A 26,530-nucleotide genomic window follows, 5' to 3' on the forward strand; every position below is an offset into this window, starting at 1 on the left:
CGGATAGCCTACCAAGCACTTGCTTGTGGCATGAGCTGCGGCTGCTCGACGAGGTGAGGAGACGGGGTTGGCGACGCTGCCGATGTTCCGGCTTGAGGGCCGGGTCGCGATGGTTTCCGGTGCTGGGCGCGGGATCGGGGCCGCGACGGCGCTGGCGCTGGCGGAGGCCGGCGCGGACGTGGCCGTGCTCTCGCGCACGCCCGATCAGATCGAGGCGGTGGCCCAGCAGATCCGCGACCTGGGCCGGCGCGCGGTGGCGATCCCCACCGACGCCGGGGACGCCGAGGCGGTGTCCGCCGCGGTCACCCGGGCCGCCGACGAGCTCGGGCGCATCGACGTCGTGGTGAGCGTGACCGGCGGCTCGATGCCCCGGCCGTTCACCCACACACACGACGAAGCGCTGCGGAAGTCCTTCGAGAACAACGTGGTGCACGGGGTCCGGCTGGTGCGCGAAGCGGTCCCGCACCTGGCGAAGTCGGACGCGGCGAGCGTCGTGATGGTCTCCAGCAGCACCGGGCACCTCGTCGGCCGCGGCTACCTCGCCTACGGTGCCGCCAAGGCCTCGCTCGATCACGCGGTGCGCATGATGGCCGCGGACCTCAACCCGCGCATCCGGGTCAACGCGGTCGCTCCCGGCGCGATCCTCACCGAGGCGCTGGAGGTCGTGGCCGCCGACCCGCAGATGAAGGCGACCCTGGAGGAGCACACCCCGCTGCGGCGCATCGGCACCCCGGAGGACATCGCCGCGGCGATCCTCTACCTCTCCTCCCCCGCGTCCTCCTACGTCACCGGCCAGGTCCTCGCGGTGGACGGCGGCCTGGTCACCCCCAACATGCCCCTCCCCATCCCCGACGTGGACGCGGAGTAACTCCGGTTCGAGAAGTCGGCCGGCTTGCTCGGCGACCTGGGCACTTCCCAGTTTTAGTCATAACTGAGCCGACATTTCGGACATGATCATGGCTCGGTTTGGACTAAAACTGGGAACTGCCTCCCCGAGCAGCACGACGGCGGACGGCGAAGGCCACCCGGCATGCGGTATCCGGTCGAGTGGCGCGGCGGTAGCTTCGGGCTCGGACAGCGTCGTGCCCGCGGGGAGGAGCCGCCGTGCGTGATGACCTGGACGTGCTGATCGTCGGAGCCGGGCTGGCCGGGATCGGGGCCGCGCACCAGCTGCAATCGGCGTTCCCCGGCCTCGACTACGCGATCCTCGAATCACGGGATTCGCTGGGCGGGACCTGGGACCTGTTCCGCTACCCCGGAGTCCGCTCGGACTCGGACATGTTCACGATGGCCTACCGCTTCCGGCCCTGGCCCGGCGCGCAGTCCTTCGCCGGCGGCGAATCGATCCTCGACTACGTGCGCTCCACCGCCACCGACAGCGGCGTCGACCGGCGGATCCGCTACCGGCACCGGGTGGTCAGCGCCTCCTGGTCCAGCGACGACGCCCGCTGGACCGTGCTCGCCGAGCACGACGGGGAGCAGGTCCGGCTGACCGCGAAGTTCCTGCACCTGTGCCCCGGCTATTACCACTACGAGCAGCCCCACTCGCCGGAGTTCGAGGGCGTCGAGCGCTTCACCGGAACCGTCGTGCACCCGCAGCACTGGCCCGAAGACCTCGACCACGCGGGCAAGCGGGTCGTGGTGATCGGCAGCGGAGCCACGGCGATCACGCTGGTCCCCGCGATGGCGGAGACCGCCGCGCACGTCACGATGCTGCAGCGCTCACCCAGCTACGTGGTGGCGACGCCGGGGCAGGACCCGCTGCTCGCCGGACTGGGCGGCAAGCTCGGCAAACGCGCCACCTACGCGCTGGTGCGGTGGAAGAACATCGTGCTCGGTTCGAGCATGTACCGGTTCAGCAGGCTCTTCCCGACGTGGATGCGCAACTCCATCCGCAAGTCCACCGCCGAGCGGCTACCGGCGGGCTACGACGTGGACACTCACTTCAACCCGCGCTACGACCCGTGGGACCAGCGGATGTGCCTGGCCCCGGACGGCGACATCTTCGACGCGCTGAGCAGCGGGAAGGCCTCGGTCGTCACCGACCACGTCGAGGAGTTCACCGAGACCGGGCTGCGCTTGCGCTCCGGAGCGCAGCTGGACGCGGACATCGTCATCACAGCCACGGGATTGCGGCTGCACGCCTTCGGCGGCATCACCTTCACCGTCGACGGCCGGGACGTCGCACCGAGCGAGACGACCGTCTACAAGGGAGCGATGCTGTCCGGGATCCCCAACCTCACGTTCACCTTCGGCTACACCAACCACAGCTGGACGCTCAAGGCCGACCTGGTGGGCGAGTTCGTGATCCGGCTGCTGCGCGCGATGCGCCGCAGCTGTCACGACCTGTGCGTTCCGGTCGCGGCAGGCCGGGGGACCCTGCCGATGATCGAGAACTTCACCTCGGGCTACGTCCAGCGCGGCATCGACGCCTTCCCGCGCTCGGGCTCGAAGGCACCGTGGCAGGTCAAGATGGCCTACTTCCACGACCTGCTGGTGCTGCGCCACCTCCCGATCAACGATCACCACCTGCGCTTCGCCCGCGCTCATTCGCAGGCGAGACCGTCGCCGTCGCTGTCCATCTCGGACGAATAGCCGGTGTCTCCCCTGCGCAGCGGCGCCGCGCCGGCGGCTTCGGCCTGACGGCAATCGGCGTAGTCAGCGGGCCGTGCCTCGGCCCTCGGCGTCTCCGGCGGCGCCCCGGCACCGCACTGCGGCCCCCACAGGCCGAGGCCGGCGGACTTCGCCGTGGCTTCGGCCTGGCCCAGTTCCGACGCGAGCCCCTCCCCGAGGAAGGCCTGCGGGTAGAGCCGGGCCGCGCCGTGCTGCAGGGCCAGCGAGGAGTAGCCCGCCCCGCCGGGCAGCGTCAGCGCGACCTCGGGGTCGGCACTGCGCCCGCTGCTCCAGCCGACGCCGAAGGTGACCTGCACGGTCGTCCCGCCGAGGGCGCGCTCGGCGAACGCGCGCGACTCCGAGCTCCAGCACTCCCCCTCGGCCGGCGCCTGCACGCCGGCGATGCGCACCACCTGCGGATCCGCGCCCGGGATCTGGATCCGCACCCGGTCGTCGTCGAGAATGCCGTGCACCAGTGCCTTCTCGTGCAGCGGGGGCGGTGCGACCACCGGCTCCGGCGTGATCACCGACGGCGGCGGCGAGCTCGGCTGCCGCAGCAGCTGCGGACCGGACGGCTGAGCGCGCTGCGCAGGTTCCGCGAGTCCGCCGACCACCAGCAGCACCACCACGGCACCCAGGGCGCAGCCTCCCGCGACCAGCGGAGCCCTCTTCGAGTCGCCCTTCCGCCGCCAGTACGCGGCGACGGCGAGGCAGAGCGTCACCGGCCACAGCGCGGCCGCGACGAGACCGGCCATCAGCCACGGCCACGCGCGCCCCTGCCTGGCCCGCTGCTGCCAGAGCAACGCGCTCATCACCACCGTCGCCACCGCTCCGATCAGGTGGACGATCCCGATGACCATCGAACTCCTCGCTGCGCTCGCGTTGAGCGCCCGATCATTCCTCACTCGATCGAGTGACTGCCCGCAGGTTGGGCGCAATACCACCCCACTGGAGCAACCGGAGCGCGGAAGCGGATCGGCGCGCGCGCACCGACGAGACGTCGATCTCCCCGCCGATCCCGACCAAGAGCCCAGGGCGTGGGAGTAGCATTCGTATGCAGCACACCGAGGGGAGGACGACCTTGATCACCAGTCGCGATGTGGCACGTCTGGCGGGTGTTTCGCAGCCGACGGTGTCGCGGGCGCTGCGCGGTGATCAGCGCGTGTCGGAGGCCACTCGCGAGCGGGTCCAGCGCGCGGCCGATGCACTCAGCTACGTGCCGAGCGAGACCGGGCGCAGCCTGTCGACGCGGACGACCAAGCGCATCGGCGTCGTGGTCACCGACCTGACCAACCCGTTCTACCCGCACCTGATCGGCCCGCTGCACGACGAGCTGGAGCAGCACGGCTACCGGATGATGCTGTTCACCGAGCGCTCCGAGACCGCCGTGGCCAGCCAACGGCTTCTGGACCGATCCATCGACGGCGTCGTGCTGGCGACGGCGACCATCGGATCCCGGCTGCCCACCGACCTGCAGCAGCGGGAGCTGCCGTTCGTCTTCCTCAACCGGGAGTCCGGCGGGCAACCGGCCGACGCCGCCGTGGTCGACAACGAGCTGGGCGGGCGGCTGGTCGCCCGCGAGCTGACCGAGCTCGGCCACCGCGACATCGCCCACATCGGTGGTCCGCAGGACACCACCACCGGGCGCGATCGCGAAATGGGTTTCCGCGTCGGGCTTTCCGAGGCCGGCATCGGACTCGCCGAGGACGCCGTGCGGCGCGGACCCTTCGACTTCGACACCGGCTACCGAGGACTCACCGAGCTCCTCACCGGACCGACGCGCCCCACGGCGGTGTTCTGCGGCAACGACGTCATCGCCATCGGCGCCTTCAACGCCGCCCGCGCCCAGGGCGTGCGCATTCCCGAAGACCTGACGCTCATCGGGTTCGACGACATCCCGATGGCGGCGTGGGAGGCGTTCGGGCTCACCACCGTCCACTACGACCTGGGCGAGCTCGCCCAGGAAGCCGCACGGCTGTTGGTGCAGCGCATCGATGCCGAGGGCGAGCAGGAACCCCGCCGGACGCTGTTCACCCCGGAACTGGTGCTGCGCAGCACCCACGCAGCACGCTGATCAGGCCAGCCGCGTGATGGTCGCGCCCTGCAGGCGCAGCCCGGCGTTGCGCAGCATCCGGCGGCCGACGACGCGCTGGAACACCAGCAGCGAGATCACCACGACGCCCAGCAGCACGTCGTCGAGCAGCGGGACGACGTCGATCGGCAACGTCAGCGCCATCACGACCCGGCCGGCGGCGTCGAGCAGGAACATCACGCCCCAGAACGCTGTGCAGGTCCACAGAACTCGGCGGAACGCCGGGTAGCGATCCCAGTTCTCGGCCCACTCACTCCTGCGGTCGGTGTCGAAGAGCTGGTTCGCCGCGCTGAACAGCAGCGGCTTGCGCGTGAGCAGCGTTGCCAGCAGCAGCGTTCCGAGCGCCGCCGTGCCCCAGGCCGCCCGCACCAGCAGCAGCCGCGGATCGCCCGTCACCAGCGACATCACGACGCTGAGCCCGACCCCGCCGAGCATGAACAGGGTCAGCCCGCTGACCCGCCCCTCGGTGACCAGGCCGCGCACGGCGCGCACGACGGGGACCGCTGCGGCCAGCAGCAGCGACGCGGTCTGACCCGCACCGGCGATGCGCGCGAGGTAGAAGACCGCGACCGGTCCGAGGAGGTCCGGGCCGAGCCTGCGCAGCAGCGGCGTGAGATCGCGGTTCACGCCTGGTCCGCCTCGCGGACGGCGAGATCGATCGCGGTGACGACCTCGGCGGTGTAGGTGTCGAGGTCGACATCGGAACCGTCTCGGACGCGCTGCGCGGCGGCGTCAACGCTCGCGCGGATCAGCACGGCCATGGAACGCGTGTCGAAGTCGCGGAACTCGCCGGTGCGCTGCCCGTCGGCGAGGATCTCGGCCAGCCCGGAGGCGCTGTGGTCCTGGCTGCCGGTGCTGGTGTACGCCTCTCCGTCGTCGCCGCGCAGGTGCGGGCCGATCTCGGTCAGCGCGGTGATCTCCAGGGGGTGATCGCGCAGGAACCGCAGGTTGGTCTCCAGGTAGGCGCGCAGCTTGCCGGCCATCGTCGGCTCGGCGTCGATGACCGGCGTCATGCGCTCGGTGGCCATTCCGAAGACCTCGATGACGATCTGCCGCAGGAGGTCGTTCTTGTCGGCGAAGTGGTAGGAGATCATGCGCGGGCTGCTCAGCCCCGCGCGCTCGGTGATCCGGGCGAAACTGGCCTTCTCGTAACCGACGTCGGCGATCGTCTCGATCGCCGCACGAACGATCTGACTCCGCCGAGCCGTCGTGGTGAACGTGCGCTCCACAGCCGTTCCCTCCCGTGAGGTTTATCTGCTTGAATAAATCCTACATCAAGCAGATAAACCTTCGAGGGCCGGTCAGGAGGCGAGCGTTCTCAGCAGCTGCATGAGGATGTGGGTGAGGTTGTAGAGCACCATTCCCGGCGGGGCCTGGGCACCCTGCTCGGTCGAGCCCACGATCGTCATCAGCGGTTTCCCGTCCGCCGCCTCGACGACCTGGGCGAGGCGGGCGGCGACGTCCGGGTCCGCCGGGCCGCTGCGCCCCATCGCCACCGAGAGGTCGGCAGGCCCCACCAGCACCGAGTCGACTCCCGGGACGGCGAGGACGTCCGCCGCCGCGTCGCAGGCCTGCGGGGTCTCCAGCATCGGGATGACCATCGTGCTGCGCTCAGCCTGCGCCAGGTGCTCGGCGATGGTGTTGGTGCCGAACCGGCCCGCACGGCTGTAGGTGGCGAACCCGCGCTCGCCCAGCGGCGGGTAGTGCGCGGCGGACACCACTTCCCGCGCCTGCTCCGGGGTGTCGACGTGCGGGACGATGACCCCCTGCGCGCCGAGGTCCAGCACGCGCAGCACCAGGGCCGGTTCGTGCTCCCCCACCCGCACCAGCACCGGGAGGTCGTGAGCAGCGGCGATCTGCAGGTGCTGCTCCAGGCTCAGCAGGTCGGCGGGACCGTGCTCGCAGTCGATGACCGCGTAGTCGAGCCCGGCCACAGCGGCCATCTCCAGCAGGTTCTCCGACGGCAGCCGCAGCAGGCCGCCGTGCAGCCGTTCGCCTGCCAGCACTCGTTGCTTCAGAGTCGTCATCGCGCCACCATTCCCGCCGACAGGTCGATGTCGGCTCCGCACATCCCGCGCATCTGCAGCATCGCCACCAGCGCCTGCCCCACCTCGTGCTCGGTCACCATGCGCTGCAGCAGGGCGCGCGAGACGAACTCCTGCTCGGCGGCGTCCTCGGTGATACCGCTGCGTTCGGCTTCGAGCCGGAAGTTGCGGGCCATGCGCGGGCCTTCGACGGGCCCCGGCGACAGCGAGTTCACCGTCACCCCGTGCGGCCCGACCTCGCCCGCCAGCGTCGTGGTCAGCCCGATCACGGCGGTCTTCGAGGCGCAGTACGGGGTTCGGCGCAGCAGCGGCCGCTTTCCGGACACCGAAGCGACGTTGACGACGTCGCCGCTGCCCCTCTCGATCATCTGCGGCAGGAACGCGCGGCACATCAGGTAGACGCCGCGCACGTTGATGTCGAAGACCTCGTCCCACTCGGCGGGTTCGATCTCCAGCAGCGGTTTGACGGGCCCCGCGACCCCGGCGTTGTTGACCAGGATCGAGATCTCCTCCCCCGCCAGTTCCCCGGCGAGCGCCGCCACCGAGTCGGGGTCGGAGACGTCGCAGGTCGCGGCACGTCCGTCGAGACCGTCGAGGGCCTCCTCCAGGGTGCCGCGCTTGCGGCCCACGGCGACGACCCGGGCCCCGGCGGCCGACAACGCCCGGGACATCGCACGCCCCAGCCCGTTGCCGCCGCCGGTGACCAGGGCCGTTCGCCCGGCGAGCGGTGTGGTCATCGTTCTCCTCGTTCCAGTAGTTTCCCGATCAGCACGCCCACGACGGCGGGTCGTTCCAGCGGCAGCAGATGCCCCGCTCCGGAGAGCACGTGCAGCCGTCCTCGTCGCGCCCGCTTGACGATCTCCTCGTGGAATCCGGTGGGGCACAGAGCATCCCTGTCGCCGCACAGCACGCGCACAGGCCCGTCGTAACCTTCGATGGCGTCGAACGCCTCGGTCCGGGTGGCCTGGGCGGCGAGCTGCGCGTGGAAGGTCTCGGGCCCGATCCGCTCGGCCATGCCCAGGAACCGCTCCCGGAGGGGGCTCCGAGGTTCGGCGAACATCGCGGGCAGGATCTCCTCGACGACCTCGCCGAAGTCCGCCTCGGCCTGCCGCTCCCAGGCCCCGCGCTGGTCCGGCCGAGGTGCTCCGGCGTTGGTCGACAGGGCACCGAACGCGCTCACCCGCTCCGGCGCCCGCCGCAGCACCTCGAACCCGACGATCGCGCCGAGACTCAGTCCCACCAAGGAGAACTCACCGTCCACAGAGGACAGGACCTGTTCGGCCATGCCGCCGATGCTGGGTTCGGTGATCTCCGCGTGGACCACCTCGCCCGGCAGCTCCGGCAGCTCCGACCACAGGTCGGCGTCGCAGAGCATGCCGGGCACCAGGACGATCGGGCTCACTTGCCCACCGGTCGCGGGATGAGGTGGAACGGGGCCAGGTAGCCGTTGTGGTCGACGCCGACACCCGCGTCCGCGGCGGCCTTGACGACCTCGTCGTCCCACTCCAGCCGGACCCGGCCGTCACCGCTGTTGATGACGAGCATGCTGGCGGTCTCCCCGGAGACGTTGCGGACGCTGCGCCACGCGCCGGCAGGCACCGAGACCATGTCCCACGGGCCCAGCCGCACGGAGACCTCCTCGTCCCGGTTCAGCGTCACGTCCCACTCGCCGTCGAAGACCATCAGCACCTGCGTGCCCGGGTGCCGGTGGGTGAGCATGCCCTCGCCCGGGGCCGCGCGCAGCCAGGAAATGTTGTGCCCGTGCGGGTTGTAGATGCGCGGTTCCTGCACCCGGTCCTCGGTCATGCCGAAGCCGATCACCTGCGCCAACTCGGCCACCCCGCCCGGCAGCGCTGACCCGAGGAGTCCCCGTGCCGACCACTCCAGGTCGTCGGCGGTGGCGACCCGCCGGCGCATCTTCTCCACCGGGTAGGAGTGCAGGCCGCTGATGTCCTCCGCGCTCATCGGCCGCTTGAGCTCGACGTCCTCGGGCTTCTCGTCCCCGGCGACCGTGTCGACGAGCCGGTTGTCCTCGGTCAGGAACAGCCCGTGCCCCTCGGCCTCCCGCAGCACGCTCGGGCCCCAGATGATGCCGCCGGTGTCGTCGTGCCCGAGGCAGGTGAACAGCCAGCCGTCGTCGGGACCGATGTTGGTGAAGCCCCGGTAGATCCAGGTCGGGATGGAGGCGATGTCGCCCTCCCGCAGGACGAGCTCGCCCTCCTGCCCATCGGCGCCCCAGCGCAGCAGGAACTCGCCGCGGAAGCAGATGAACACCTCGGCGGTGAAGTGCAGGTGCAGGTTGTTCACGATGCCGTGGGGCATCGCCGCGGCACCGATGTTGTAGCCGTGGGCCTCGCGCAGGTTGACCACCTGGTTCGCGCTCTGGGTCACCCCCGGCCCGATCATCGAGTAGTTCTCCTTGCGGTCGGAGCCCGGCGTCCGGCAGTCGATGAACGCCTGGTTGCACGAGACGAAGTCCGATCGCCGGATCGTCCGCCGCTCCAGTTCCTGCCGGGTCACCTCGACCTGAGACATCAGCACCTCCGTGTGAATACGTATGTATCGATAAGAACCCTTGCAACCAGCCATGTCAAGAGGAGCCCGGAAACCGTCTACCGGTGACGTAGGGTTCGCCCGTGACCCTCAACCAGCTGCGCGCGTTCCTGCTGGCCCACCGACTCGGCACGTTCACCGCGGTGGCCGGGGAGCTCGACATGGCCCAGCCGTCGGTGTCCGAGCTCGTCCGGCGGCTCGAAGAGGAGCTGGGCGCCGCGCTGTTCGTGCGCGGCAGCCGCAAGCTGACGCTGTCGGAGGCCGGGCGCGAACTGCTCCCCTTCGCCGAGCAGGCGCTGACGGCGGTCGACCAGGGCGGCTCGGCGGTGCGGGCGCTGAACTCGCTCAGCGGGGGCACCGCCACGTTCGGACTGCTGCGCAACGCCGACTACTACCTGCTGTCGGACCTGGTGCAGCAGTTCCTCGACCGCTACCCGGACGTGAAAGTCCGCCTGGTGGGGCAGAACTCGGCCGAAACGGCGGCTGCGGTCCGCGACGGCGACCTGGAGGCCGGGCTCGTCGTTCTGCCGATCGACGACGAGGCGCTGTCGGTCACCCCGCTGGCACGCGACGAAGTCCTCTACGTCAGCCCTTCCGCCGAGCGCACCCGGCAGCCGGTCACCGTGGAAGACCTCACCACCGCGCCGCTGATCCTCTACGACGCGCGCTACGGCTGGGCCGATCCGACCCGCCGCCAGCTGGCCGACCGCGCCCAGCTGGCCGGGGTGGCGCTGGACGCCGGGATCGAGGTCGAGCACGTGGAATCCGCGCTGCGGCTGGCAGCCCAGGGCATCGGCGACACCATCGCCTCCCGCGCCGTCGTCAGCAGCCGCCGCTTCCCGGCCGAGCTGCACACCGCGCCCTTCACCGAACCGCTCTACGACACGATCGCCCTCATCCACCGCCGCAACCGCACGCTCTCCCCCGCCACCGGCGAACTCGCGCGCCTCGCCCAGGAAGCCCTCCTCGAAGGAGGAGCCTCCTGGGCGGACGCGTGAACTCGAGAACGCACGCGAGCGGCGCAGCCGCGAGCCGTGAGCCGTGAGCCGTGAGAACCACCCTCGCAACCTGCACCGCCGCGCGTCTCAGGTTCCGCTACCCGCACCGCTGAGCAGAACGAGCGTGGAACCCGGTCATTCCATCGGCTTCCCCGTGGTCAGGTCGAGCCGGTAGCTCTCCTGCATCCACTTGACGACGACGACCAGGGAGATCACCGCGGCGACCGCGAGGTAGCCCCAGACGGCGTAGATCGTGCCGAAGGTGCTCACCAGCAGCGCCGAAACGAACGGTGTGATGCCGGAGAACACGGCGAACGAGCAATTGTACGCGACTCCACCGGCGCTGAACCGGGTCTTGGTCGCGAACAGCTCGGCCACGCACACCGTCACGATGCCGGTCAGGAAGAACTCCGGGATCACGTAGATCAGCTGCGCGATCACGGCTGTGGTGAACGTGCCCATCTGCGCGAACGCGAAGGCCACCGGGATCAGCACGAGCGCCGAGAGGTACCCGGCGATGAGCATCGGCCGTCGACCGATGCGGTCCGAGAGCACACCGGCCAGCGGCAGCAGCGGGATGATCACCGCGACCGAGATGGCGTTGGAGCCCAGCGCTTCCGCCCGCGACAGGCCGACGTTGGACGACAGGAACTCCGGCAGGTACGTGACCCAGGTGTAGGACACGATCGCCAGGGTGATCGACGAGCCGCAGAACACCAGCATCTCGCGCCACTGCGACTTGAACGCCTGGGTGAGCGGCGCCTTGACGACCTCCGCACCGTCGGCGGTGGCCTTGACGAACTCCGGCGTCTCGCCGACGCGCTTGCGCACCCAGAGCCCGACGAGGCTCAGCGGCAGCGCGAGCAGGAACGGGATGCGCCAGCCGTAGCTCTGCAGCGCGGCCTCGTCGAAGATGACGGCGGTGAGCGCGGAAACGCCTGCGCCGCCGAGGATTCCGACGAACACGCTGATCGAGACGAACGAGGTGTAGTAGGCGCGTCGTTTCGGTTCGGCCCATTCCACGACGAACGCGATGGCGCCCACGTACTCGCCGCCGGAGATCAGGGCCTGCACCATCCTCATCGCCAGCAGCAGCAGTGGCGCGAACATGCCGACCTGCGCGTAGGTGGGCAGCACACCGATCAGCGCGGTGCACAGACCCATCAGCGCGATCGTCCACAGCAGAACGCTCCGGCGACCGAAGCGGTCACCCCAGCGTCCGAGGATCATGCCGCCGAGGGGGCGGATGATCGTGCCGATGGCCAGGATCGCGTAGGTGCTCAGCACGGCCACGACGGGATCCTGGGAGGGGAAGAACACCGGCGCCATGACCGGTGCGAGATAGCCGTAGATGCCGAAATCGAATTGCTCGACGAAATTGCCGATGACGCCGGCCGTGACGGCTCTGCGCATCGGCGTCTTGGACTGTGCCTGTTTTTCGGGCACGGGAGTGGAAGTCGACAAACCTAGCTCCGAGATCCGGGGCGGGCCTCTTCGCCCGCGCATGCCTGTTGCTCGCTTGGACGAGTCGGCGGATTCGCAAGAGAGTTGCAGCGCCTGAATCGTGTGTCAAGCCCCACATGCATACGGATGAATTCACGATGCGGGAGGATCAGGCCAGGTCGACACCGGCTGTGCATACGGATTAGCGGATCGTGACCGCATAGGGTTCTCCTATGATTCGCACAAGACACTCCTCCCTTGTCCTGTGGCCCGGCCCCGCTTAGCGTTCGCTCCATGCGATTCAGCTCACGACGGCTCGGCGACCTGGCCGGGCGGTTCGAACACCTCAAAGCGCCCGCCACGGACGCACCCGCGGCGCAGCAGGATCCGGCCGTGGCGCAACGCGTCTCGGAGATGCTCGGCGAGATCGAGCGGGACGGCTTCGACGCGGTGCTGCGCTACGCGCGCGACCTCGACGGCTGGACCAAGCCCGACGTCGAGCTGACCCCGGACGCCGTCCGAGCGGCGGGCGACGCGCTCGCGCCCGAGCACCGCGCCGCGCTGGAGCTCGGCGCCGAGCGGACGCGCCGCTTCGCCGAACTGCAGCGCTCCGGGCTCTCCGACGCCGAGGTCGAACTCGCTCCGGGCCTGACCACCGGATATCGCTACGTACCGGTGCAGAGCGTCGGTGCCTACCTGCCCGCGGGGCGCTTCCCGCTGACGGCGGGCGCGTTCATGACCGTGGGCGTGGCCAAGGCCGCAGGGGTGCCGACCGTGGTGGCGTGCCTGCCACCGGGGAAGAACGGCCAGGCGGACCCGGCGGTGGTGCACGCCGCGCACCTGTCGGGCGTGGATCGGGTGTTCGTGCTGGGCGGCGTGCAAGCGCTGGCGGCGATGTCGTTCGGGCTGCTCGGCGAGGAACCGGTGGACATGATCGTCGGCGCGGGCAACGCGTTCGTCGCCGAGGCCAAGCGACAGCTGTTCGGCCGAGTGGCCATCGACCTGCTGGCAGGCCCGTCGGAGGTCGCCGTGATCGCAGACGAGACCGCCGACCCCGAGCTGGTCGCGGCGGACCTGCTCGGCCAGGCGGAGCACGGCGTCAACTCGCCGGCCGCGCTGGTGACGACGTCCCGGGAGCTGGGCGCGGCGGTCGTCGAGGAGGCGGACAAGCAGCTGTCCACGCTGTCCACCGCTGAGATCGCGGGCCCGGCCTGGCGGGACTTCGGCTCGGTCACCTTCGCTCAGGACCGCGAGACGGCCGTGGCCCTGATGGACGACCTGGCTCCCGAGCACCTGGAGATCCAGACGGCCGACGACGACTTCTACCACGACTCGCTGCGCAACTACGGCTCGATCTTCCTGGGCACGTGGAGCACGGTCGCCTACTCCGACAAGGGAATGGCGGGTACCAACCACGTGCTGCCCACTGCGGGCGGCGCCCGGCACAGCGCGGGTCTGTCGGTGTCGCGGTTCCTGAAACCGCTAACCTACCAACGAGTTTCACGCGGGGCCACTCCGCTGCTGGCGGAGGCGGTGGAGACGATTTCCGAGTACGAGGGCATGGCGGCGCACCAGGCCACAGCAACGCTGCGGCTGGAGCGCCTCCGGGGAGGCGATGACCGATGACCGAGATTTCCGAGCAGCCCGCGGGTTCGCCCGGCGGCACCATGGAGTCCGGCAAGCGCACGATGCCGAGCGACTTCAGCATCGCGGTGCGGCCCGGCGCGGGCGCCACGCTGGGCACGGCGAACTACGGCGGCGAGCGCCGCCAGTCGATGGAGGGGTTCGAGGACGCCTACACCGACATCGTCGACTACATCGTCCGGATCACCCACCGCATCTGGGAAGACCAGGACATCGGCTACATCTACGACACCTACGCCCCGGGCTGCCGGCTCTACGACGACAGCGGCGTGAAGTACGGGGTGGAGCGCCTGATCGACGGCACGACCCAGAGCATCAACGCCTTCCCTGACTGCCGCCACTACGCCGACGACGTGATCTGGGCAGGCAGCGACACCGAGGGCTTCGTGACCTCGCACCGGGCCATCAACCTCGGCAACCACACCGGCCCGTGGCGCTGGGGGCCGCCGACCGGCCGCAGGCTGGAGACCTGGGTGATGGCCAACTGCGTGGTGTGGCAGAACGAGATCTACGAGGAGTGGGTCCTCTACAACACCGCGGCCAAGCTGCAGCAGCTCGGCATCAACGTGGCCGAGGCGGCACGCACCTACGCCCGCGAAGGCGGTCTGACCCCGGTCACGGAGCGCCCTTCCGCGGAGGCGCTGCGGCTGGTCGGCGGCCGCAAGCCGATCGCGCTCCCGGAACCGGGCAACCAGGCCGGTTTCGACGTGGAGGGCTCGGTGCGGGCGTTGTGGCACAACGTCTTCAACCGGCGCGACCTGAGCGCGATCGACCGGTTCTACGCCGAGAACGTCCGCTGGCACGGCACCACCAACCGCTCCGGGTACGGACGTTCCGACGTGCGCGCGATGGCCCGCGGTCTGCTGGCGACCTTCCCGGATCTGGGCGTCCAGATCGACGAGGTCTACTGGATGGGCAACGACACCGACGGCTACAGCATCTCGGCGCGCTGGTCGGGCGTCGGAACGCACCGGGGCTTCGGCCTCTACGGCAAGCCCACCGGCAAGCAGGCGCATCTCTGGGGCATGTCGCAGCTCTACGTGATGAACGGCCGCATCGTGGAAGAGTGGTCGCTGTTCAACGAGTTCGACGTGATCGCTCAGCTGGTCGCGGAGGACGGCGGGCCCGAACTGGGCTGACCTGGCACGGCTCGGGTGTCCGCGGCCGCGGGCACCCGAGCACGGGGCCCACGTCCTGGCGAACTCCGGTGCTGGCAGACTCGACGAGCTAGACATTACCAACAGGTAATGGCACATTCGAGGTTGCACGCACGGCCGCGAGGAGGCAGTGGACGTGAGCGGTTCCGAGGTCGACGCCCTGCTCGACGAGCTCCGCCGGCACGGTTGGGAGACCTACGTGTTCGGCCGGCGCGACAACCCGCACGCGGTGGGCATGGCCTACCGCTGGGAGGCCTGCGCCGACGTCCTGGTGCTGCACGCGGAGGACGACGCCACCGCCTACCGGATGCCGCTGCTGCCCGACGCCGACCTGTTCGCCCCGGCGACCGTGTCCTGGCACTACCACGCCCCGGCCGCGTGGACGATCCGCGCTGTGCTCTCCCTCCCCCGCCCCGGTTCCCCGGGCGCACCGCTGGCGATGCTGACCCCGCCGCCGGATTGCGGCGTCCCCGCGCAGCTGCGGCGCACGATGACCATCCGGCCGAACCCGCGGGACGGCCGGCAGCGCCACGCCACCACCTGATCGGGTCACCTCCGGCACTGCCGCATCCCGCGCCCGGGGGCAACCTGGGCTGGTGCCGCTGACGCATCCGGACAACACGCCGCGCCCGAGCCGCAGCGAGATCGCGGTCAACCCGATCTTCGCGCGCGAGCCCGCGCACGTGCCCGCCTTCGACTTCCCCAGCACCGGAACAGATCCCGAGGTCGCCTACCAGGTCGTGCACGACGAGCTGATGCTCGACGGCAACGCCCGGCTGAACCTCGCGACCTTCGTGTCGACCTGGATGGAACCGCAGGCCGCCCGGCTGATGGCGGAGTGCTTCGACAAGAACATGATCGACAAGGACGAGTACCCGCGCACCGCTGCTCTGGAGGACAGGTGCGTGCGGATGCTCGCCGGGCTCTGGCACGCGCCCGATCCGCACGACGTCATCGGCTGCTCCACCACCGGCTCCTCCGAGGCGTGCATGCTCGCGGGCCTGGCGCTCAAGCGCCGCTGGAGCGGAACGGGCAAGCCCAACATCGTGCTCGGCGCCAACGTGCAGATCTGCTGGGAGAAGTTCGCGAACTTCTTCGAGGTCGAACCGCGCTACGTGCCGATGGAGGGCGACCGCTACACGTTGTCGGCGGACGAAGCGCTCCAGCGGGTCGACGAGAACACCATCGGCGTCGTGACGATCATGGGATCGACCTTCGACGGCTCCTACGAACCCGTGGCCGAGGTGTGCCGCGCGCTCGACGACCTCGCCGCGCGCGGTGGCCCGGACGTGCCGGTGCACGTCGACGGGGCGTCCGGAGCGATGATCGCGCCGTTCCTGGATCCGGAGCGCGTGTGGGACTTCCGGCTGCCCCGGGTGGCCTCGATCAACACCTCCGGGCACAAGTACGGGCTGGTCTACCCGGGAGTCGGCTGGGTCGTGTGGCGCGCCTCCGACGCGCTGCCCGAGGACCTGGTGTTCCGGGTGAACTACCTCGGCGGGGAGATGCCGACCTTCGCGCTGAACTTCTCCCGCCCGGGTGCGCAGGTGGTCGCGCAGTTCTTCACCTTCCTGCGGCTGGGGTTCGAGGGGTTCCGCCGGGTTGCGCAGGAGTGCCGCGACGTGGCGACGCGGCTGGCAGGCGAGATCGCCGCGCTCGGACCGTTCGAGCTGATCAGCGACGGCGGACACATCCCCGCGTTCGCGTTCGCGCTGCGCGAGGACGTGGGCGGGTATTCCGTTTTCGACGTGTCGGAGGCGTTGCGCGCCTGCGGCTGGCAGGTGCCCGCCTACACGTTCCCGGCCAACCGTACAGATCTGGCGGTGCTGCGGATCGTGGTGCGCAACGGGTTCAGCCACGACCTGGCGGACCTGCTGCTCGACGACCTGCGCAGGGCCCTGCCCCGGCTCAGCGCCCAGACCGCGCCGGCCCGCGGCCGCGAATCCGCCGGCTTCGCCCACGGAGCCCGTTCCCGCACCACCGACCGCGACCGGTGAAAATTCCCGGACACCGGGAAAGCGCAGCACCGAGCGGGTGCGAGCGGTCACGCTCAGCCGATCAGCTGATCAGCTGCCTCACCGGGCGGACTAACCTGCCGGGTTATGAGTCGTTCCGAGGACGCCAACGCGCGGCTGACCGAGCTGGCGCTGCACGCGCGTCGCGGTGACCCGCACGCGATGGAGTCCTTCATCCGGGAGAGCCAGCACGACGTCTGGCGCTTCGTCGCGCACCTCTCCGGGCCGCACCTCGCCGATGACCTCACCCAGGAGACGTTCCTCCGCGCTTTCCGCAGCGTCCGCCGTTTCAACGCCCGTTCCTCGGCACGCACCTGGCTGCTGACCATCGCCCGTCGCGTGGTGGTCGACCAGATCCGCTACGAGCGCTCCCGGCCGCGGACGGCGCACGCCACCCCGGCCAACGAGCCGACCTCCAGGGACACGGGGTTCGAGAACGTCGTCGAGCTCAACCTGCTGCTGCAGGACCTCGACCCGGAGCGCAGGGAAGCGCTGATCCTCACCCAGGTCCTCGGACTCCCCTACGCCGAAGCCGCCCACGTCACGGGCTGCCCGGTGGGCACCATCCGCTCCCGGGTGGCCAGGGCCCGAGACCAACTCCTCACCACCCGCTCCCACACGGACGAAGAGACGGGCTGACCCCTCACCTCGGCATTTCCCAGTTTTAGTCCAAACTGAGCCGACATTTCGGACATGATCATGGCTCGGTTTGGACTAAAACTGGGATCGGGTGACCCGGTGGGAACTTCCGGACACCTCGGCGCGACAGTAGTGACGTGGAGTGTTCTGCTTGTCGGGAGTCCTTGTCGGCCCGGCTGGACGGGGAAGAACCGCCGGCGACCGAGGCCGAGGTGCAGCAGCACCTCGCCGGGTGCGGCGCCTGCGCGGACTGGGAGCGTCGCGCCGTCGCCCTGAGCCGCGAGATGCGCGTGCGCGCCGTCCCGGCCACACCCGATCTCAGTGCTGCGGTGATGCGGGCGTTGCCGGCTCCCGCTGTCCGGCGATGGCCGCGAGTGCTGCTCGGCGTGGTCGCCGCCCTGCAGATCGGCTTGGGCGTGCTGCAGCTGCTGGGCACCGGCGGTCACGAGGCGATGGCCGGGCACCTCTTCCACGAGAGCACCGCCTGGAACCTGGCGCTGGGAGCGGGCTTCGGCTGGGCCGCCTGGCGGGTGCGGGCCGGCGCCGGGATGCTGCCGGTGCTGAGCGCGTTCCTCGCCGTGCTGACCGTCATCAGCGTCCACGACCTGATCTCGGGCGTGGTCTCGGCCGGTCGGCTCGCCTCGCACCTGCCGCTGGTGGCGGCGCTGGTGCTGCTGCTGGTCGTGCGGCACGACCACCGCGACAGCGAGCCCGGTCCGGGGCACGGCGTCCGGCCGGACGAGGACGCCGTCATCACCGACGAGCCCGACGAGCCCGCACCGCCGCGCGAACTCGGTCCCACCGCCTACCGCGAGGCGAGCTAGTGGCGCCGGGTCGTTCCTAGCCCTTGCGGCCCATCGCAGCCCAGTAGTAGGCGCTGCGCGGGTCGACCTCGTGCTCCGGGTGGAGCCTGGTGACCTCGGCGGGCTCCGGGTCCGGTCGCCACGCCAGCACCGGCGTCACTCCCGGCTCGACCAGTTCCAGGCCGTCGAAGAGCGCCGCGACCTCGTCCCGGCCGCGCGGCTGGAACGGGATGCCGGACTGCTCGGCCGAGGCGACCACACCGGCCATCGCCTCGGGATCGAAATCGGCGGTGGGATGGGTGATCGTGAGGTAGCTCCCGTCGGGAACGGCCTTCATCAGCTCGTCGAGCACCTGCCGCACCTCGCTGGTCTCCCGGAAGTACATCAGCACGGCCACCAGCATCACCGCGGTCGGCTGCGTCAGGTCCAGGGTTTCGGCCAGCGCCGGGTCGGACAGGATCGAGTGCGGGTCGTGCAGGTCGGCGAAGACGAACCGGGTCGCGCCCTCCTCGGTGCTGGTCATCAGCGCGCGGGCGTGCGCGAGGACGATCGGGTCGTTGTCGACGTAGACCACGCGACTGCCCGGTTCGGCGCGCTGGGCGACCTCGTGCACGTTGCCGCTGGTGGGGATTCCGGTGCCGATGTCCAGGAACTGCCGGATGCCGCACTCCCGCACCAGGTACCGCACGGCGCGGCCGACGAACGCCCGGTTCGCGCGCGCCATGGTCTTGATGGTCGGGATGTGCTCGGCGATGGCGTCGCCCAGCGCCCGGTCGGCCTCGAAGTTGTCCTTGCCGCCCAACCAGTAGTCGTAGACCCGCGCCTCGTGCGCGACGGTGGTGTCGATCTCGACCGGAAGCCGGCCGGCCTGCTCGTTCATCCGCGTCCTCTTCGGCTCAGTACTCCTGCATCAGCGCGCGCAGCAGCTGCGGGGTTTCCTCGGGGGTTGCCGCCTGCACGCTGAGCATGTTCATCACGGCCTGGTACTGGTCCAGGTCGTTGCGCTTGTCCAGGTACAGCGCGCTGGTCAGCTGCTCCAGGTAGACCACATCGGGCAGGTCCGACTCCGGGAAGCGCACGATGGTGAACGGCCCACCGGCGGCGGCGTGCCCGCCGACGCTGTAGGGCAGCAGCTGCACCGTCACGTTGGGCAGTTCGGCGATCCGGATGAGGTGCTCGATCTGCCCGCGCATGATCCGCTCACCGCCGATCGGGCGCCGTAACGCCGCCTCGTCGATGACCGCCCACAACGTCGGTGGTTCCTGGCGGGTGAGGATGTCCTGGCGGCGCGTGCGCAGCGCGACGCGGCGATCGACTTCGCTGCCCGGCTCCTGGCCGTGCCCGAGCAGGATGACCGCGCGCGCGTAGTCGGGCGTCTGCAGCAGGCCGGGCACGAACTGCGCCTCGTAGGTGCGGATGATCTCGGCCGCCTGCTCCAGACCCAAGTAGGTCTCGAACCACGCGGGCAGCAGGTCGCCGTACTGGTGCCACCAGCCGGGCTCGTTGGCCTGCTTGGCCAACGACAGGAACGCCGCGCGCTCCTCGGGGCTGTCCACTCCGTAGAGGGTCAGCAGGTCGTTGAGATCCCGTTCCCGGAAGCTGACCCGCCCCAGCTCGAGCCTGCTGATCTTCGCGTGGGACCCGCGGATGGCGTCACCGGCGGCCTCGCGGCTGATCCCGCGCTCTTCCCGCAGGCGGCGGAGCTGACCGCCGAGCGCGATCCGCAGCACGGTGGGGCCGGCGGTGGACCCGCCCTGCTGCCCACCGCGCTGAGAGCTGGGTCTGCCTTGTCTCTCCGGCTCGATGCTCATCGTGTCGATACCCCCATCGGGAGCAATGCGGCGTCCGATCGCCGCCAAAGCCAGTCAGCAGATTAGATCATCGAAGTCGCCTTCTTTAACCCCTTCGAGAAAAGCGGCAATTTCCTCACGTGTGTAGACCAGCACCGGTCCTTCGATGAAGCGGGAGTTGCGCACGGCGATCCGGCCGCGCTCCAGCTCGGCGACCTCGACGCAGTTCCCGCTCGGATTGCTGTGCGCGCTCTTCCGCCAACGCAGGTCAGACCGCCAGCTCAGGTCAGCCCACCGCGGACCTCCCGGCACCACGGAGTCCGGCATGGATGCCTCCAACATTCGGGCGAAATCGCGTCCGTGCTTGCAAGTGTTCTTGCAAACGTTCTTGCATCTGCAAGGCCCGTCCGGGACAGTAACAGCAGCAGGTCGATCGTCGATCTTGATCCGTCAGCGGGAATCCGGTGTCCGGCAAACGGACTCCGGAACGCGCGGGAGGAGGCCGAGGGCATGATCCGCTCGTCGCGGCGACGCAACGCTCGCCGCGCGCATCCGACTCGCCCGGCTTCGACCCAGGTTCGGGTTGCGCGATGAGCGGGCTGGTCGCGGTCTGCGCGTTATTCGCCTGCGCGGTTCTCGCCGCGGGGCTGCTGGATTCCCGCATCAAGCGCCGAAAGCTGGAGCAGCAGCTCGCCGTCGCCGATCGCGCGGCGCACACCGATCCGCTCACCGGCCTGTCCAACCGCGCGGGATTGAATCGGGCGCTCGACCACCAGCGAGCCACCGCTCGGCCCGGCGATCACGTCGCGATGATCCTGCTCGACCTCGACGGGCTCAAGCAGACCAACGACATGTACGGCCACGAGTTCGGCGACAGCGTTCTGGTCGCGGTGGCGCTGCGGATCCACGAAAAAGCCGGGCGCGCGGCGTGCGCGGCCCGGCTCGGTGGGGATGAGTTCGTGGTTCTGCTCGGCGCCGAGGGCTACAGCACCGGGGACGCCGAGTCGCTGGCCGACGATCTGTGCGCCGACATCGCCTCCGCCGAGGTCATGGCCGAGATGCCGATCCGGTGCACGGCCAGCGCTGGGGTCGCGGTGCTGCCCGCGCACCGGATGCACCAGCTGATCACCGCCGCGGACAAGGCCATGTACCGCGCCAAGTCCTCTCGCGCGGGAACTCTCAGGCACCGGTCCATGGCGGACGTTTCGGACCGGATCCCGCGCAACCGCGCGGCGCTCGTGGCCTTGGAGGGCGGGGCTGCGAAGGAAGCCCAGGGCTGACGGGCTCGCACCTCAGGACGAGCCGGCTCCTTCTCAGACCGGCGTTGCTTGCCGGACGCCGCTGACGCCGCCGACCATGCGGTGCGCTTCGGAGTTGCAGGCCGGGCACGTGGTCCAGAGCCAGGCCATCTCTCCCACCTCGGCGTGCATGTCCTGCTCGCAGAGCGTCGTGATCGTGCTGCCTGCCGGGTAGCCCCCGGACGGCCGGGGATCGGTGCTCGCGTGACGCTCCCCGAGGGCCGGAACCCAGTGGAACGGATGCATCCGCACTCTCCTTCGCTGCCGTTGTCCCGCTAGCGCTGTCTCACGTCTTGCCTGATCAGGGCCCGGATCGCTGGTCCGGGCGCAATCCGGATAATCAGGCGGTCAGATGGATTCCAGTCCCACGATGTTGGCCGTCGCCGCCAGGCACTGACCGCAGGGCGAAGCCCCGTCGGATGGAATATTCCTAATCATCTCATGCCGGAGGACGAGTCCGCACGCGGCACGGGTGGTGTCGGCCTGTCGGCCCTGCCGCGAAACGGCGTGCGCCTGCTGGAGCGTCACCCATGAGGCGGTATGCAAGACCCAGACCTGCTCCAGGTCGGAGTGCTCCACCGTCCCCCTCGGGGTGTGCCCCGCCAAGCTGAGTGGCATGATCCCTCCCGTGATCGTCTACGATTAATCGTAAGCATATTCGAGCGATGGAGTCGAGAGCTCCGGAAGGGATCACAGCGATGCGTCACCCGGAACCGAACGAGAACCCGGTCTTCAGCGCCACCGGCTGGGGTTCGGCGTCCGCCTGCGGGCCCAACGGGGGGAACTGCGTCGAGGTGAACTTAACCGCCCCAGGACGTGTCGCCGTGCGTGACAGCAAGCGGCTCACCGGTGACGTCCTGCTCGATTTCGACACGGCGAGCTGGAGCCGATTTCTGACCGGGATGCGCTCCGGGATCTTCGACGTCGGCTAGATCGCCGCAGCTCACGAGGCCTATGTGGATTAATCGGACCCACGCCGGATCACCGCCCGTGACCCGTTTGCCACGCCACCACGTCCGAGTGCATTACAGTGTTGTTCTTGACAGACGCGTTTGCGCTCGTCAGACGTGGTGACGGCAAGAGCACACGAAGCGGAGATCTGGTGCCGAGCACGGTAACCTCGCGGCGCAGGCAACTCGGGAACGAGATTCGCCGCGCGCGGCAGGCCGCGGGCATGACCCAGCAGGACGTCGCCGAGCTGCTCGGATGCAGCCAGGGCAAGATCAACAAGGTCGAGTCGGGCACGGTCGCGGTCAAGAAGGCCGAGCTGCAGAAGATGCTGGAGTCGTTCAACTCCGGCAAAGCGGAGGCCGAGCTGATGCTCGAGCTGGCGCAGTCCAGCTCCGGGCAGCGCGGCCAGTGGGCCGGCTACCGCTCCGCCGTCCCGCAGTGGTTCCGCACGTTCACCGACCTCGAACCCGCCGCGACGGAGATCCTCAGCTGGCACGGCGAGCGAATCCCGGGGCCGCTGCAGTCCGAGCACTACATGCTCACCCAGTTCTCCGAGGACCGCGCCACCGACGTGACCGCGCTCGTGCGCAACAGGCTGGACCGCAGGCGGGTCTTCGACCTCCCGCGCCCGCCCTACTACCGGTTCGTGCTCAGCGAAGCCGCTTTCCACCGGATGCCGGGCGGACCGAACCCGTCGGTCGCGCTGGACCAGGTGGAGCACCTGCTGGACCTGCAGACCCGGTACCCCAAGGCCTACGTGCACATCCTGCCGTTCGACGTGCGGCTGCCCTACGTGCCCAACGACTTCACCATCATGCGCTTCGCCGACGGCACCAAGGACTTCGTGTTCGTCGAGCACGTCGCGGGCGGGCTGTACCTGGACGACGAGGACGACTTCAACCTGTTCAACGACGCCTGGGACCGGCTGCGCGGAGCCGCTCTGGAGCGTCACGACACCGTGGCCCACCTGCAGGAGCTGGCCAAGAAGTACAAGTCCCAGATCGACTTCTGATTAATCGTGAAAGCACACGATCGGGTTCAATCCAGCATGTCGACGATCATCGAGGCCATCACGCCCGGATCGCCGGTCTCCGGCCGCAGCACCAGGTCCGGGTCCTCCGGGGTCTCGTAGGCGTCGTCCACGCCGGTGAAGCCGGTGATCTCGCCCGCTCGCGCCCGTGCGTAGAGACCCTTGGGGTCTCGTGCCTCGCACACCTCGATCGGGGTGTCGACGAAGATCTCCACGAAGGTGAGCCCGGCTTCCTCGTGCGCCCGCCGCGCTCGTTCGCGGTCGACGCGGTACGGGCTGATCAGCGACACGATCGACACCACTCCGGAGTCGGCGAACAACCGCGCGACCTCGCCCACCCGGCGCACGTTCTCGGTGCGGTCCTGCGCGCTGAAGCCCAGGTCGGCGTTGAGCCCGTGGCGCAGGTTGTCGCCGTCGAGCAGGTATGCGGGCTTGCCCGCGGCGACCAGCCGTCGTTCCAGCTCGACGGCCACGCTCGACTTGCCCGAGCCGGACAGCCCGGTGAGCCAGATCGTGGCGCCGCGGGTGCGGCGCTGCTCGCGGCGAACCGCGGTGGAGACCCAGGTGACGTTCGACTCGGCGACGTCGGGGCCGGTGATCATGCCTGCGGCGACGGTGTTGTTGGTGTTCTCGTCGACGAGGATGAAGCTGCCGGTGGTCCGGTTGCGCCGGTAGGCGTCGAACAGCAGCGGCTGCTGGGCGCGCAACCGGATCCGGCCGATCTCGTTGAGCGACAACGACTTCGCGCCCGTGTCGCGGTGCAGGGTGTTGACGTCGAGCCGGTAGTCCAGCTGCCGCACCCGGGCGCGCGTGCCGCGCGAGGTGTGCTGGAGGGCGTAGCGCCCGCCGAGTTCCAGCGCGGACTGCTCGGTGAGCCAGCAGACGATCGCGTCAACGTCCTGACCGGTGTGCGGTCGGTTCTGCGGACGGCAGATCATGTCGCCGCGCGAGACGTCGAGGTCATCGGTGAGCCGCACGGTCACCGCCTGCGGGGTGAAGGCCTCCTCGACCGGTTCCCCGCCCGGCCCCCAGATCTCCTGGATACCGCTGGTGAAGCCGGAGGGCAGCACCACGACGTCGTCGCCGGGCTTGAGCACGCCGCCCGCGACGGTCCCCGCGTATCCCCGGAAATCGCCGTCCCGGATGACGTACTGCACGGGCAGCCGCACGTCGATGAGGTTGCGGTCCGACGCCACGTGGACCTCTTCGAGGTGGTGCAGCAGCGAAGTCCCCTCGTACCAGGGCATGTTCTCGCTGCGGTGCACGATGTTGTCGCCGCGCAGCGCCGAGACGGGGATGAAGGTCAGGTCGGGCGCGTCGAGCTTCATCGCGAAGGAGGCGAACTCCGCGCGGATCTCCTCGAACCGCTCCTGCGAGTAGTCCACCAAGTCCATCTTGTTGACGCACAGCACCAGGTGCGGAATGCCCAGCAGGCTGGCCAGGAAGGCGTGCCTGCGGGACTGCTCCAGCACGCCCTTGCGCGCGTCGATGAGCACCAGCGCGAGGTCCGCGGTGGAGGCGCCGGTGACCATGTTGCGGGTGTACTGGATGTGCCCGGGGGTGTCGGCGATGATGAACTTCCGCCGGGGCGTGGCGAAGTAGCGGTGCGCGACGTCGATGGTGATCCCCTGCTCGCGCTCGGCCCGCAGGCCGTCGGTGAGCAGAGCCAGGTCCGGCCCGGTCTCACCCCGATCACCGCCGGCCCGCTCCAAGGCCTCCAGCTGATCGCTGAGGATCGTCTTGGAGTCGTAGAGCAGCCGCCCGATCAGCGTGGACTTGCCGTCGTCGACGCTGCCCGCAGTGGCCACCCGCAGAAGCTGCCCCATCGAAGCTCCTTGGAAGAGAAGTGGTTTCAAGAGGAGTACGGCACCAGCCGCCGTTCAGGCACGGGACACCGGAGGATCAGAAGTAGCCTTCCTTCTTCCGGTCCTCCATGCCCGCTTCCGAGACCCGGTCATCAGCTCGGGTGGCACCGCGTTCGGTGACGCGTGCCGCCGCGACCTCGGCGACGACGTCCTCGGCGCAACGCGCCGCGGAGGGCACGCAACCGGTGCACGTGGTGTCCCCGACGGTCCGGAACCGGACGGTCGCCTGGTAGGGCTCCTCGTCCTCCCCCGGCGTCAGGTGGGGGTTGGTGGCCAGCAGCATCCCGTCGCGCTCGAAGACGGTGCGCTGGTGCGCGTAGTAGAGGGAGGGGAGCTCGATGCTCTCGTCGAGGATGTACTGCCAGATGTCGAGCTCGGTCCAGTCCGAGAGCGGGAAGACGCGGATGTGCTCGCCCTTGCGGTGCCTGCCGTTGTAGAGGTGCCACAGCTCGGGCCGCTGGTGGCGCGGGTCCCACTGGCCGAACTCGTCGCGGAAGCTGAACACCCGCTCCTTGGCGCGCGCCTTCTCCTCGTCGCGGCGAGCTCCGCCGAAGACCGCGTCGAAGCGGTGCTCACCGATGCTGCGCAGCAGGGTCGTGGTCTGCAGCCGGTTGCGGCCTGCTCCGGGCTGCTCGACGGACCGGCCCGCGTCGATGTCGTCCTGCACGCTGCCGACCAGCAGTCGCAGGCCCAGCCGCCGCACGGTGCGGTCGCGGAAGTCGATGACCTCGTCGAAGTTGTGCCCGGTGTCGATGTGCAGGACCGGGAACGGCAGCGGGGCCGGCCAGAACGCCTTGACCGCGATGTGCAGCATCACGGCGGAGTCCTTGCCGCCGGAGAACAGCAGCGCCGGCCGTTCGAAGGAGGCGGCGACCTCGCGGAACACGTGCACCGTCTCGGCTTCCAGGCCGCGCAGATGGGTCAGTTCGTAGGTCGCGGTCACCATCGACCCGCCCTTTCATCGAAACCTGACTAGAACTAGTTTCACAGAAAAGTAGAACAAGTTCTTGCGCTTGGTCAAGCTGGGCGGAAAGCTGGGCCTCACTCTCGAAGCCAACCTGCGGAAGACACTAGGAGGCGTCATGGACCTGGTCGCGCTGGAGGAGATCAAACGCCTGAAGTACCGCTACCTGCGCGCAGTGGACCTCAAGCTGTGGCACGTCCTGGCGGAGACGCTCACCGAGGACGCGATCGCCCAGTACGGCACCGAGGCCATGGGCTCCAAGCTGGATCTGACCGGTCGCGAGGAGATCCTGAAGTTCATGCGGGAGAACCTCGGCCCGACCATCATCACCACGCACTCCGCGGGCCAGCCCGAGATCGACATCGACGGCGACACGGCCAAGGGCATCTGGAGCTTCGAGGACACCGTGGTGGCCACGGAGTTCAAGACGGTCATCAAGGGCGCGGCCTTCTACGAGGACGCCTACCGCCGCGAACCCGACGGCCAGTGGCGCATCACCAACACCGGCTACACCCGAACCTACGAGTTCATGCACACCTTCGACGACCTCCCCAACTTCACACTAACGGGAAACCGCTGGGCGTAAGGAAAGCAGAGGCCGAGGGAACGAGAACCCAGCCCACGTCAGGC

28 protein-coding genes are annotated in these 26,530 nt (G+C 69.5%); 14 read left to right on the forward strand and 14 right to left on the reverse strand.

Annotated features, from left to right (window positions below):
- Positions 1–67: 67 nt before the first annotated feature.
- Together FHU35_RS03605 and FHU35_RS03610 are read left to right on the forward strand one after the other, a co-directional pair.
- Positions 68–868 carry an SDR family oxidoreductase gene (locus tag FHU35_RS03605; protein WP_246110051.1) on the forward strand — a complete coding sequence of 267 codons (801 nt, stop codon included), beginning with the start codon at positions 68–70 and terminating at the stop codon, positions 866–868.
- Positions 869–1,104: 236 nt separating this feature from the next.
- The gene (locus FHU35_RS03610; RefSeq protein ID WP_145736682.1) at positions 1,105–2,595 is read left to right on the forward strand and encodes a flavin-containing monooxygenase; all 1,491 of its coding nucleotides are present in this window, start codon (positions 1,105–1,107) and stop codon (positions 2,593–2,595) included.
- On the opposite strand, the gene FHU35_RS03615 is transcribed toward FHU35_RS03610, so the two are convergent.
- Positions 2,547–3,473 (reverse strand): excalibur calcium-binding domain-containing protein, encoded by a 927-nt coding sequence (locus FHU35_RS03615; RefSeq protein WP_145736683.1) that lies wholly within the window; start codon positions 3,471–3,473, stop codon positions 2,547–2,549. The two genes, FHU35_RS03610 and FHU35_RS03615, sit on opposite strands and share 49 nt — an antisense overlap.
- 221 nt (positions 3,474–3,694) lie before the next feature.
- On the opposite strand from FHU35_RS03615, the gene FHU35_RS03620 reads away from it, so the two are divergent.
- On the forward strand, positions 3,695–4,687 hold the full coding sequence (locus FHU35_RS03620) for a LacI family DNA-binding transcriptional regulator (protein ID WP_246110052.1): 993 nt from the start codon (positions 3,695–3,697) through the stop codon (positions 4,685–4,687).
- On the opposite strand, the gene FHU35_RS03625 is transcribed toward FHU35_RS03620, so the two are convergent.
- The 6 genes from FHU35_RS03625 to FHU35_RS03650 form a co-directional block, all read right to left on the reverse strand.
- Positions 4,688–5,332, reverse strand: coding sequence for a VC0807 family protein (locus FHU35_RS03625; protein WP_222429268.1), 645 nt, complete (start codon positions 5,330–5,332; stop codon positions 4,688–4,690).
- The gene (locus FHU35_RS03630) at positions 5,329–5,934 is read right to left on the reverse strand and encodes a TetR/AcrR family transcriptional regulator (protein ID WP_145736687.1); all 606 of its coding nucleotides are present in this window, start codon (positions 5,932–5,934) and stop codon (positions 5,329–5,331) included. The genes FHU35_RS03625 and FHU35_RS03630 overlap by 4 nt, the downstream gene beginning before the upstream one ends.
- A gap of 72 nt (positions 5,935–6,006) precedes the next feature.
- On the reverse strand, positions 6,007–6,732 hold the full coding sequence (locus FHU35_RS03635) for an HpcH/HpaI aldolase family protein (protein WP_145736689.1): 726 nt from the start codon (positions 6,730–6,732) through the stop codon (positions 6,007–6,009).
- Positions 6,729–7,487, reverse strand: coding sequence for an SDR family NAD(P)-dependent oxidoreductase (locus tag FHU35_RS03640; protein WP_145736691.1), 759 nt, complete (start codon positions 7,485–7,487; stop codon positions 6,729–6,731). The genes FHU35_RS03635 and FHU35_RS03640 overlap by 4 nt, the downstream gene beginning before the upstream one ends.
- Positions 7,484–8,152: an alpha/beta fold hydrolase gene (locus FHU35_RS03645; protein WP_246110053.1), complete on the reverse strand. Its 669-nt coding sequence runs from the start codon at positions 8,150–8,152 to the stop codon at positions 7,484–7,486. Before FHU35_RS03645 ends, FHU35_RS03640 begins: the two co-directional genes overlap by 4 nt.
- Positions 8,149–9,285: a cupin domain-containing protein gene (locus FHU35_RS03650; protein ID WP_145736694.1), complete on the reverse strand. Its 1,137-nt coding sequence runs from the start codon at positions 9,283–9,285 to the stop codon at positions 8,149–8,151. Before FHU35_RS03650 ends, FHU35_RS03645 begins: the two co-directional genes overlap by 4 nt.
- Before the next feature lie 101 nt (positions 9,286–9,386).
- Here FHU35_RS03650 and FHU35_RS03655 point away from each other — a divergent pair, with 101 nt between their 5' ends.
- Positions 9,387–10,301: a LysR family transcriptional regulator gene (locus FHU35_RS03655; RefSeq protein ID WP_145736696.1), complete on the forward strand. Its 915-nt coding sequence runs from the start codon at positions 9,387–9,389 to the stop codon at positions 10,299–10,301.
- A gap of 135 nt (positions 10,302–10,436) precedes the next feature.
- Here FHU35_RS03655 and FHU35_RS03660 read toward each other — a convergent pair whose 3' ends face one another.
- Positions 10,437–11,714 carry an MFS transporter gene (locus FHU35_RS03660; protein ID WP_145736697.1) on the reverse strand — a complete coding sequence of 426 codons (1,278 nt, stop codon included), beginning with the start codon at positions 11,712–11,714 and terminating at the stop codon, positions 10,437–10,439.
- Between the two features lie 324 nt (positions 11,715–12,038).
- Between FHU35_RS03660 and hisD the strand changes: the two genes are divergently transcribed.
- The 6 genes from hisD to FHU35_RS03690 all read left to right on the forward strand — a co-directional run bounded on the left by hisD (position 12,039) and on the right by FHU35_RS03690 (position 18,023).
- Positions 12,039–13,370, forward strand: a complete 1,332-nt coding sequence (gene hisD, locus FHU35_RS03665) for a histidinol dehydrogenase (RefSeq protein WP_145736700.1) — start codon at positions 12,039–12,041, stop codon at positions 13,368–13,370.
- Entirely contained in the window at positions 13,367–14,527 is a 1,161-nt protein-coding gene (locus FHU35_RS03670; protein WP_145736702.1) for an ester cyclase, read from the forward strand. Before hisD ends, FHU35_RS03670 begins: the two co-directional genes overlap by 4 nt.
- A 154-nt stretch (positions 14,528–14,681) precedes the next feature.
- On the forward strand, positions 14,682–15,089 hold the full coding sequence (locus FHU35_RS03675) for a hypothetical protein (protein ID WP_246110054.1): 408 nt from the start codon (positions 14,682–14,684) through the stop codon (positions 15,087–15,089).
- A gap of 52 nt (positions 15,090–15,141) precedes the next feature.
- Complete coding sequence (gad, locus tag FHU35_RS03680) at positions 15,142–16,542, forward strand: glutamate decarboxylase (RefSeq protein WP_145736705.1); 1,401 nt, start codon at positions 15,142–15,144, stop codon at positions 16,540–16,542.
- 105 nt (positions 16,543–16,647) lie between these two features.
- Positions 16,648–17,199 carry a sigma-70 family RNA polymerase sigma factor gene (locus FHU35_RS03685; protein ID WP_145736707.1) on the forward strand — a complete coding sequence of 184 codons (552 nt, stop codon included), beginning with the start codon at positions 16,648–16,650 and terminating at the stop codon, positions 17,197–17,199.
- 137 nt (positions 17,200–17,336) lie between these two features.
- The gene (locus FHU35_RS03690; protein ID WP_145736709.1) at positions 17,337–18,023 is read left to right on the forward strand and encodes a zf-HC2 domain-containing protein; all 687 of its coding nucleotides are present in this window, start codon (positions 17,337–17,339) and stop codon (positions 18,021–18,023) included.
- Between the two features lie 16 nt (positions 18,024–18,039).
- On the opposite strand, the gene FHU35_RS03695 is transcribed toward FHU35_RS03690, so the two are convergent.
- Genes FHU35_RS03695 through FHU35_RS03705 form a run of 3 tightly spaced genes read right to left on the reverse strand, consistent with a single transcriptional unit; the run spans position 18,040 to position 20,119 of the window.
- Positions 18,040–18,882, reverse strand: a complete 843-nt coding sequence (locus FHU35_RS03695; protein ID WP_145736712.1) for an SAM-dependent methyltransferase — start codon at positions 18,880–18,882, stop codon at positions 18,040–18,042.
- Positions 18,883–18,898: 16 nt separating this feature from the next.
- A complete protein-coding gene (locus FHU35_RS03700) occupies positions 18,899–19,813 on the reverse strand; it encodes a helix-turn-helix domain-containing protein (protein ID WP_145736715.1) in 915 nt (304 codons plus the stop codon).
- A gap of 54 nt (positions 19,814–19,867) precedes the next feature.
- Positions 19,868–20,119, reverse strand: coding sequence for a DUF397 domain-containing protein (locus tag FHU35_RS03705; RefSeq protein WP_145736717.1), 252 nt, complete (start codon positions 20,117–20,119; stop codon positions 19,868–19,870).
- Between the two features lie 263 nt (positions 20,120–20,382).
- Between FHU35_RS03705 and FHU35_RS03710 the strand changes: the two genes are divergently transcribed.
- On the forward strand, positions 20,383–21,072 hold the full coding sequence (locus FHU35_RS03710; protein WP_145736719.1) for a GGDEF domain-containing protein: 690 nt from the start codon (positions 20,383–20,385) through the stop codon (positions 21,070–21,072).
- A gap of 33 nt (positions 21,073–21,105) precedes the next feature.
- Here FHU35_RS03710 and FHU35_RS03715 read toward each other — a convergent pair whose 3' ends face one another.
- Positions 21,106–21,336: an HC3 family zinc finger protein gene (locus FHU35_RS03715; protein WP_145736721.1), complete on the reverse strand. Its 231-nt coding sequence runs from the start codon at positions 21,334–21,336 to the stop codon at positions 21,106–21,108.
- A 452-nt stretch (positions 21,337–21,788) separates the two neighbouring features.
- On the opposite strand from FHU35_RS03715, the gene FHU35_RS03720 reads away from it, so the two are divergent.
- Together FHU35_RS03720 and FHU35_RS03725 are read left to right on the forward strand one after the other, a co-directional pair.
- Positions 21,789–22,022 (forward strand): DUF397 domain-containing protein, encoded by a 234-nt coding sequence (locus FHU35_RS03720; protein ID WP_186459242.1) that lies wholly within the window; start codon positions 21,789–21,791, stop codon positions 22,020–22,022.
- A 170-nt stretch (positions 22,023–22,192) separates the two neighbouring features.
- The gene (locus FHU35_RS03725) at positions 22,193–23,053 is read left to right on the forward strand and encodes a helix-turn-helix domain-containing protein (protein ID WP_145736725.1); all 861 of its coding nucleotides are present in this window, start codon (positions 22,193–22,195) and stop codon (positions 23,051–23,053) included.
- Between the two features lie 26 nt (positions 23,054–23,079).
- Here FHU35_RS03725 and cysC read toward each other — a convergent pair whose 3' ends face one another.
- Together cysC and cysD are read right to left on the reverse strand one after the other, a co-directional pair.
- Positions 23,080–24,897, reverse strand: coding sequence for an adenylyl-sulfate kinase (gene cysC, locus FHU35_RS03730; protein WP_145736727.1), 1,818 nt, complete (start codon positions 24,895–24,897; stop codon positions 23,080–23,082).
- 76 nt (positions 24,898–24,973) lie between these two features.
- Positions 24,974–25,882 (reverse strand): sulfate adenylyltransferase subunit CysD, encoded by a 909-nt coding sequence (gene cysD / locus FHU35_RS03735; protein ID WP_145736730.1) that lies wholly within the window; start codon positions 25,880–25,882, stop codon positions 24,974–24,976.
- 136 nt (positions 25,883–26,018) lie between these two features.
- Between cysD and FHU35_RS03740 the strand changes: the two genes are divergently transcribed.
- Positions 26,019–26,486 carry a nuclear transport factor 2 family protein gene (locus FHU35_RS03740; RefSeq protein ID WP_145737936.1) on the forward strand — a complete coding sequence of 156 codons (468 nt, stop codon included), beginning with the start codon at positions 26,019–26,021 and terminating at the stop codon, positions 26,484–26,486.
- Positions 26,487–26,530: the final 44 nt, after the last annotated feature.

It is taken from the genome of Saccharopolyspora dendranthemae, from assembly GCF_007829955.1.
In the GTDB taxonomy this organism is placed as follows: Bacteria; Actinomycetota; Actinomycetes; order Mycobacteriales; family Pseudonocardiaceae; genus Saccharopolyspora; species Saccharopolyspora dendranthemae.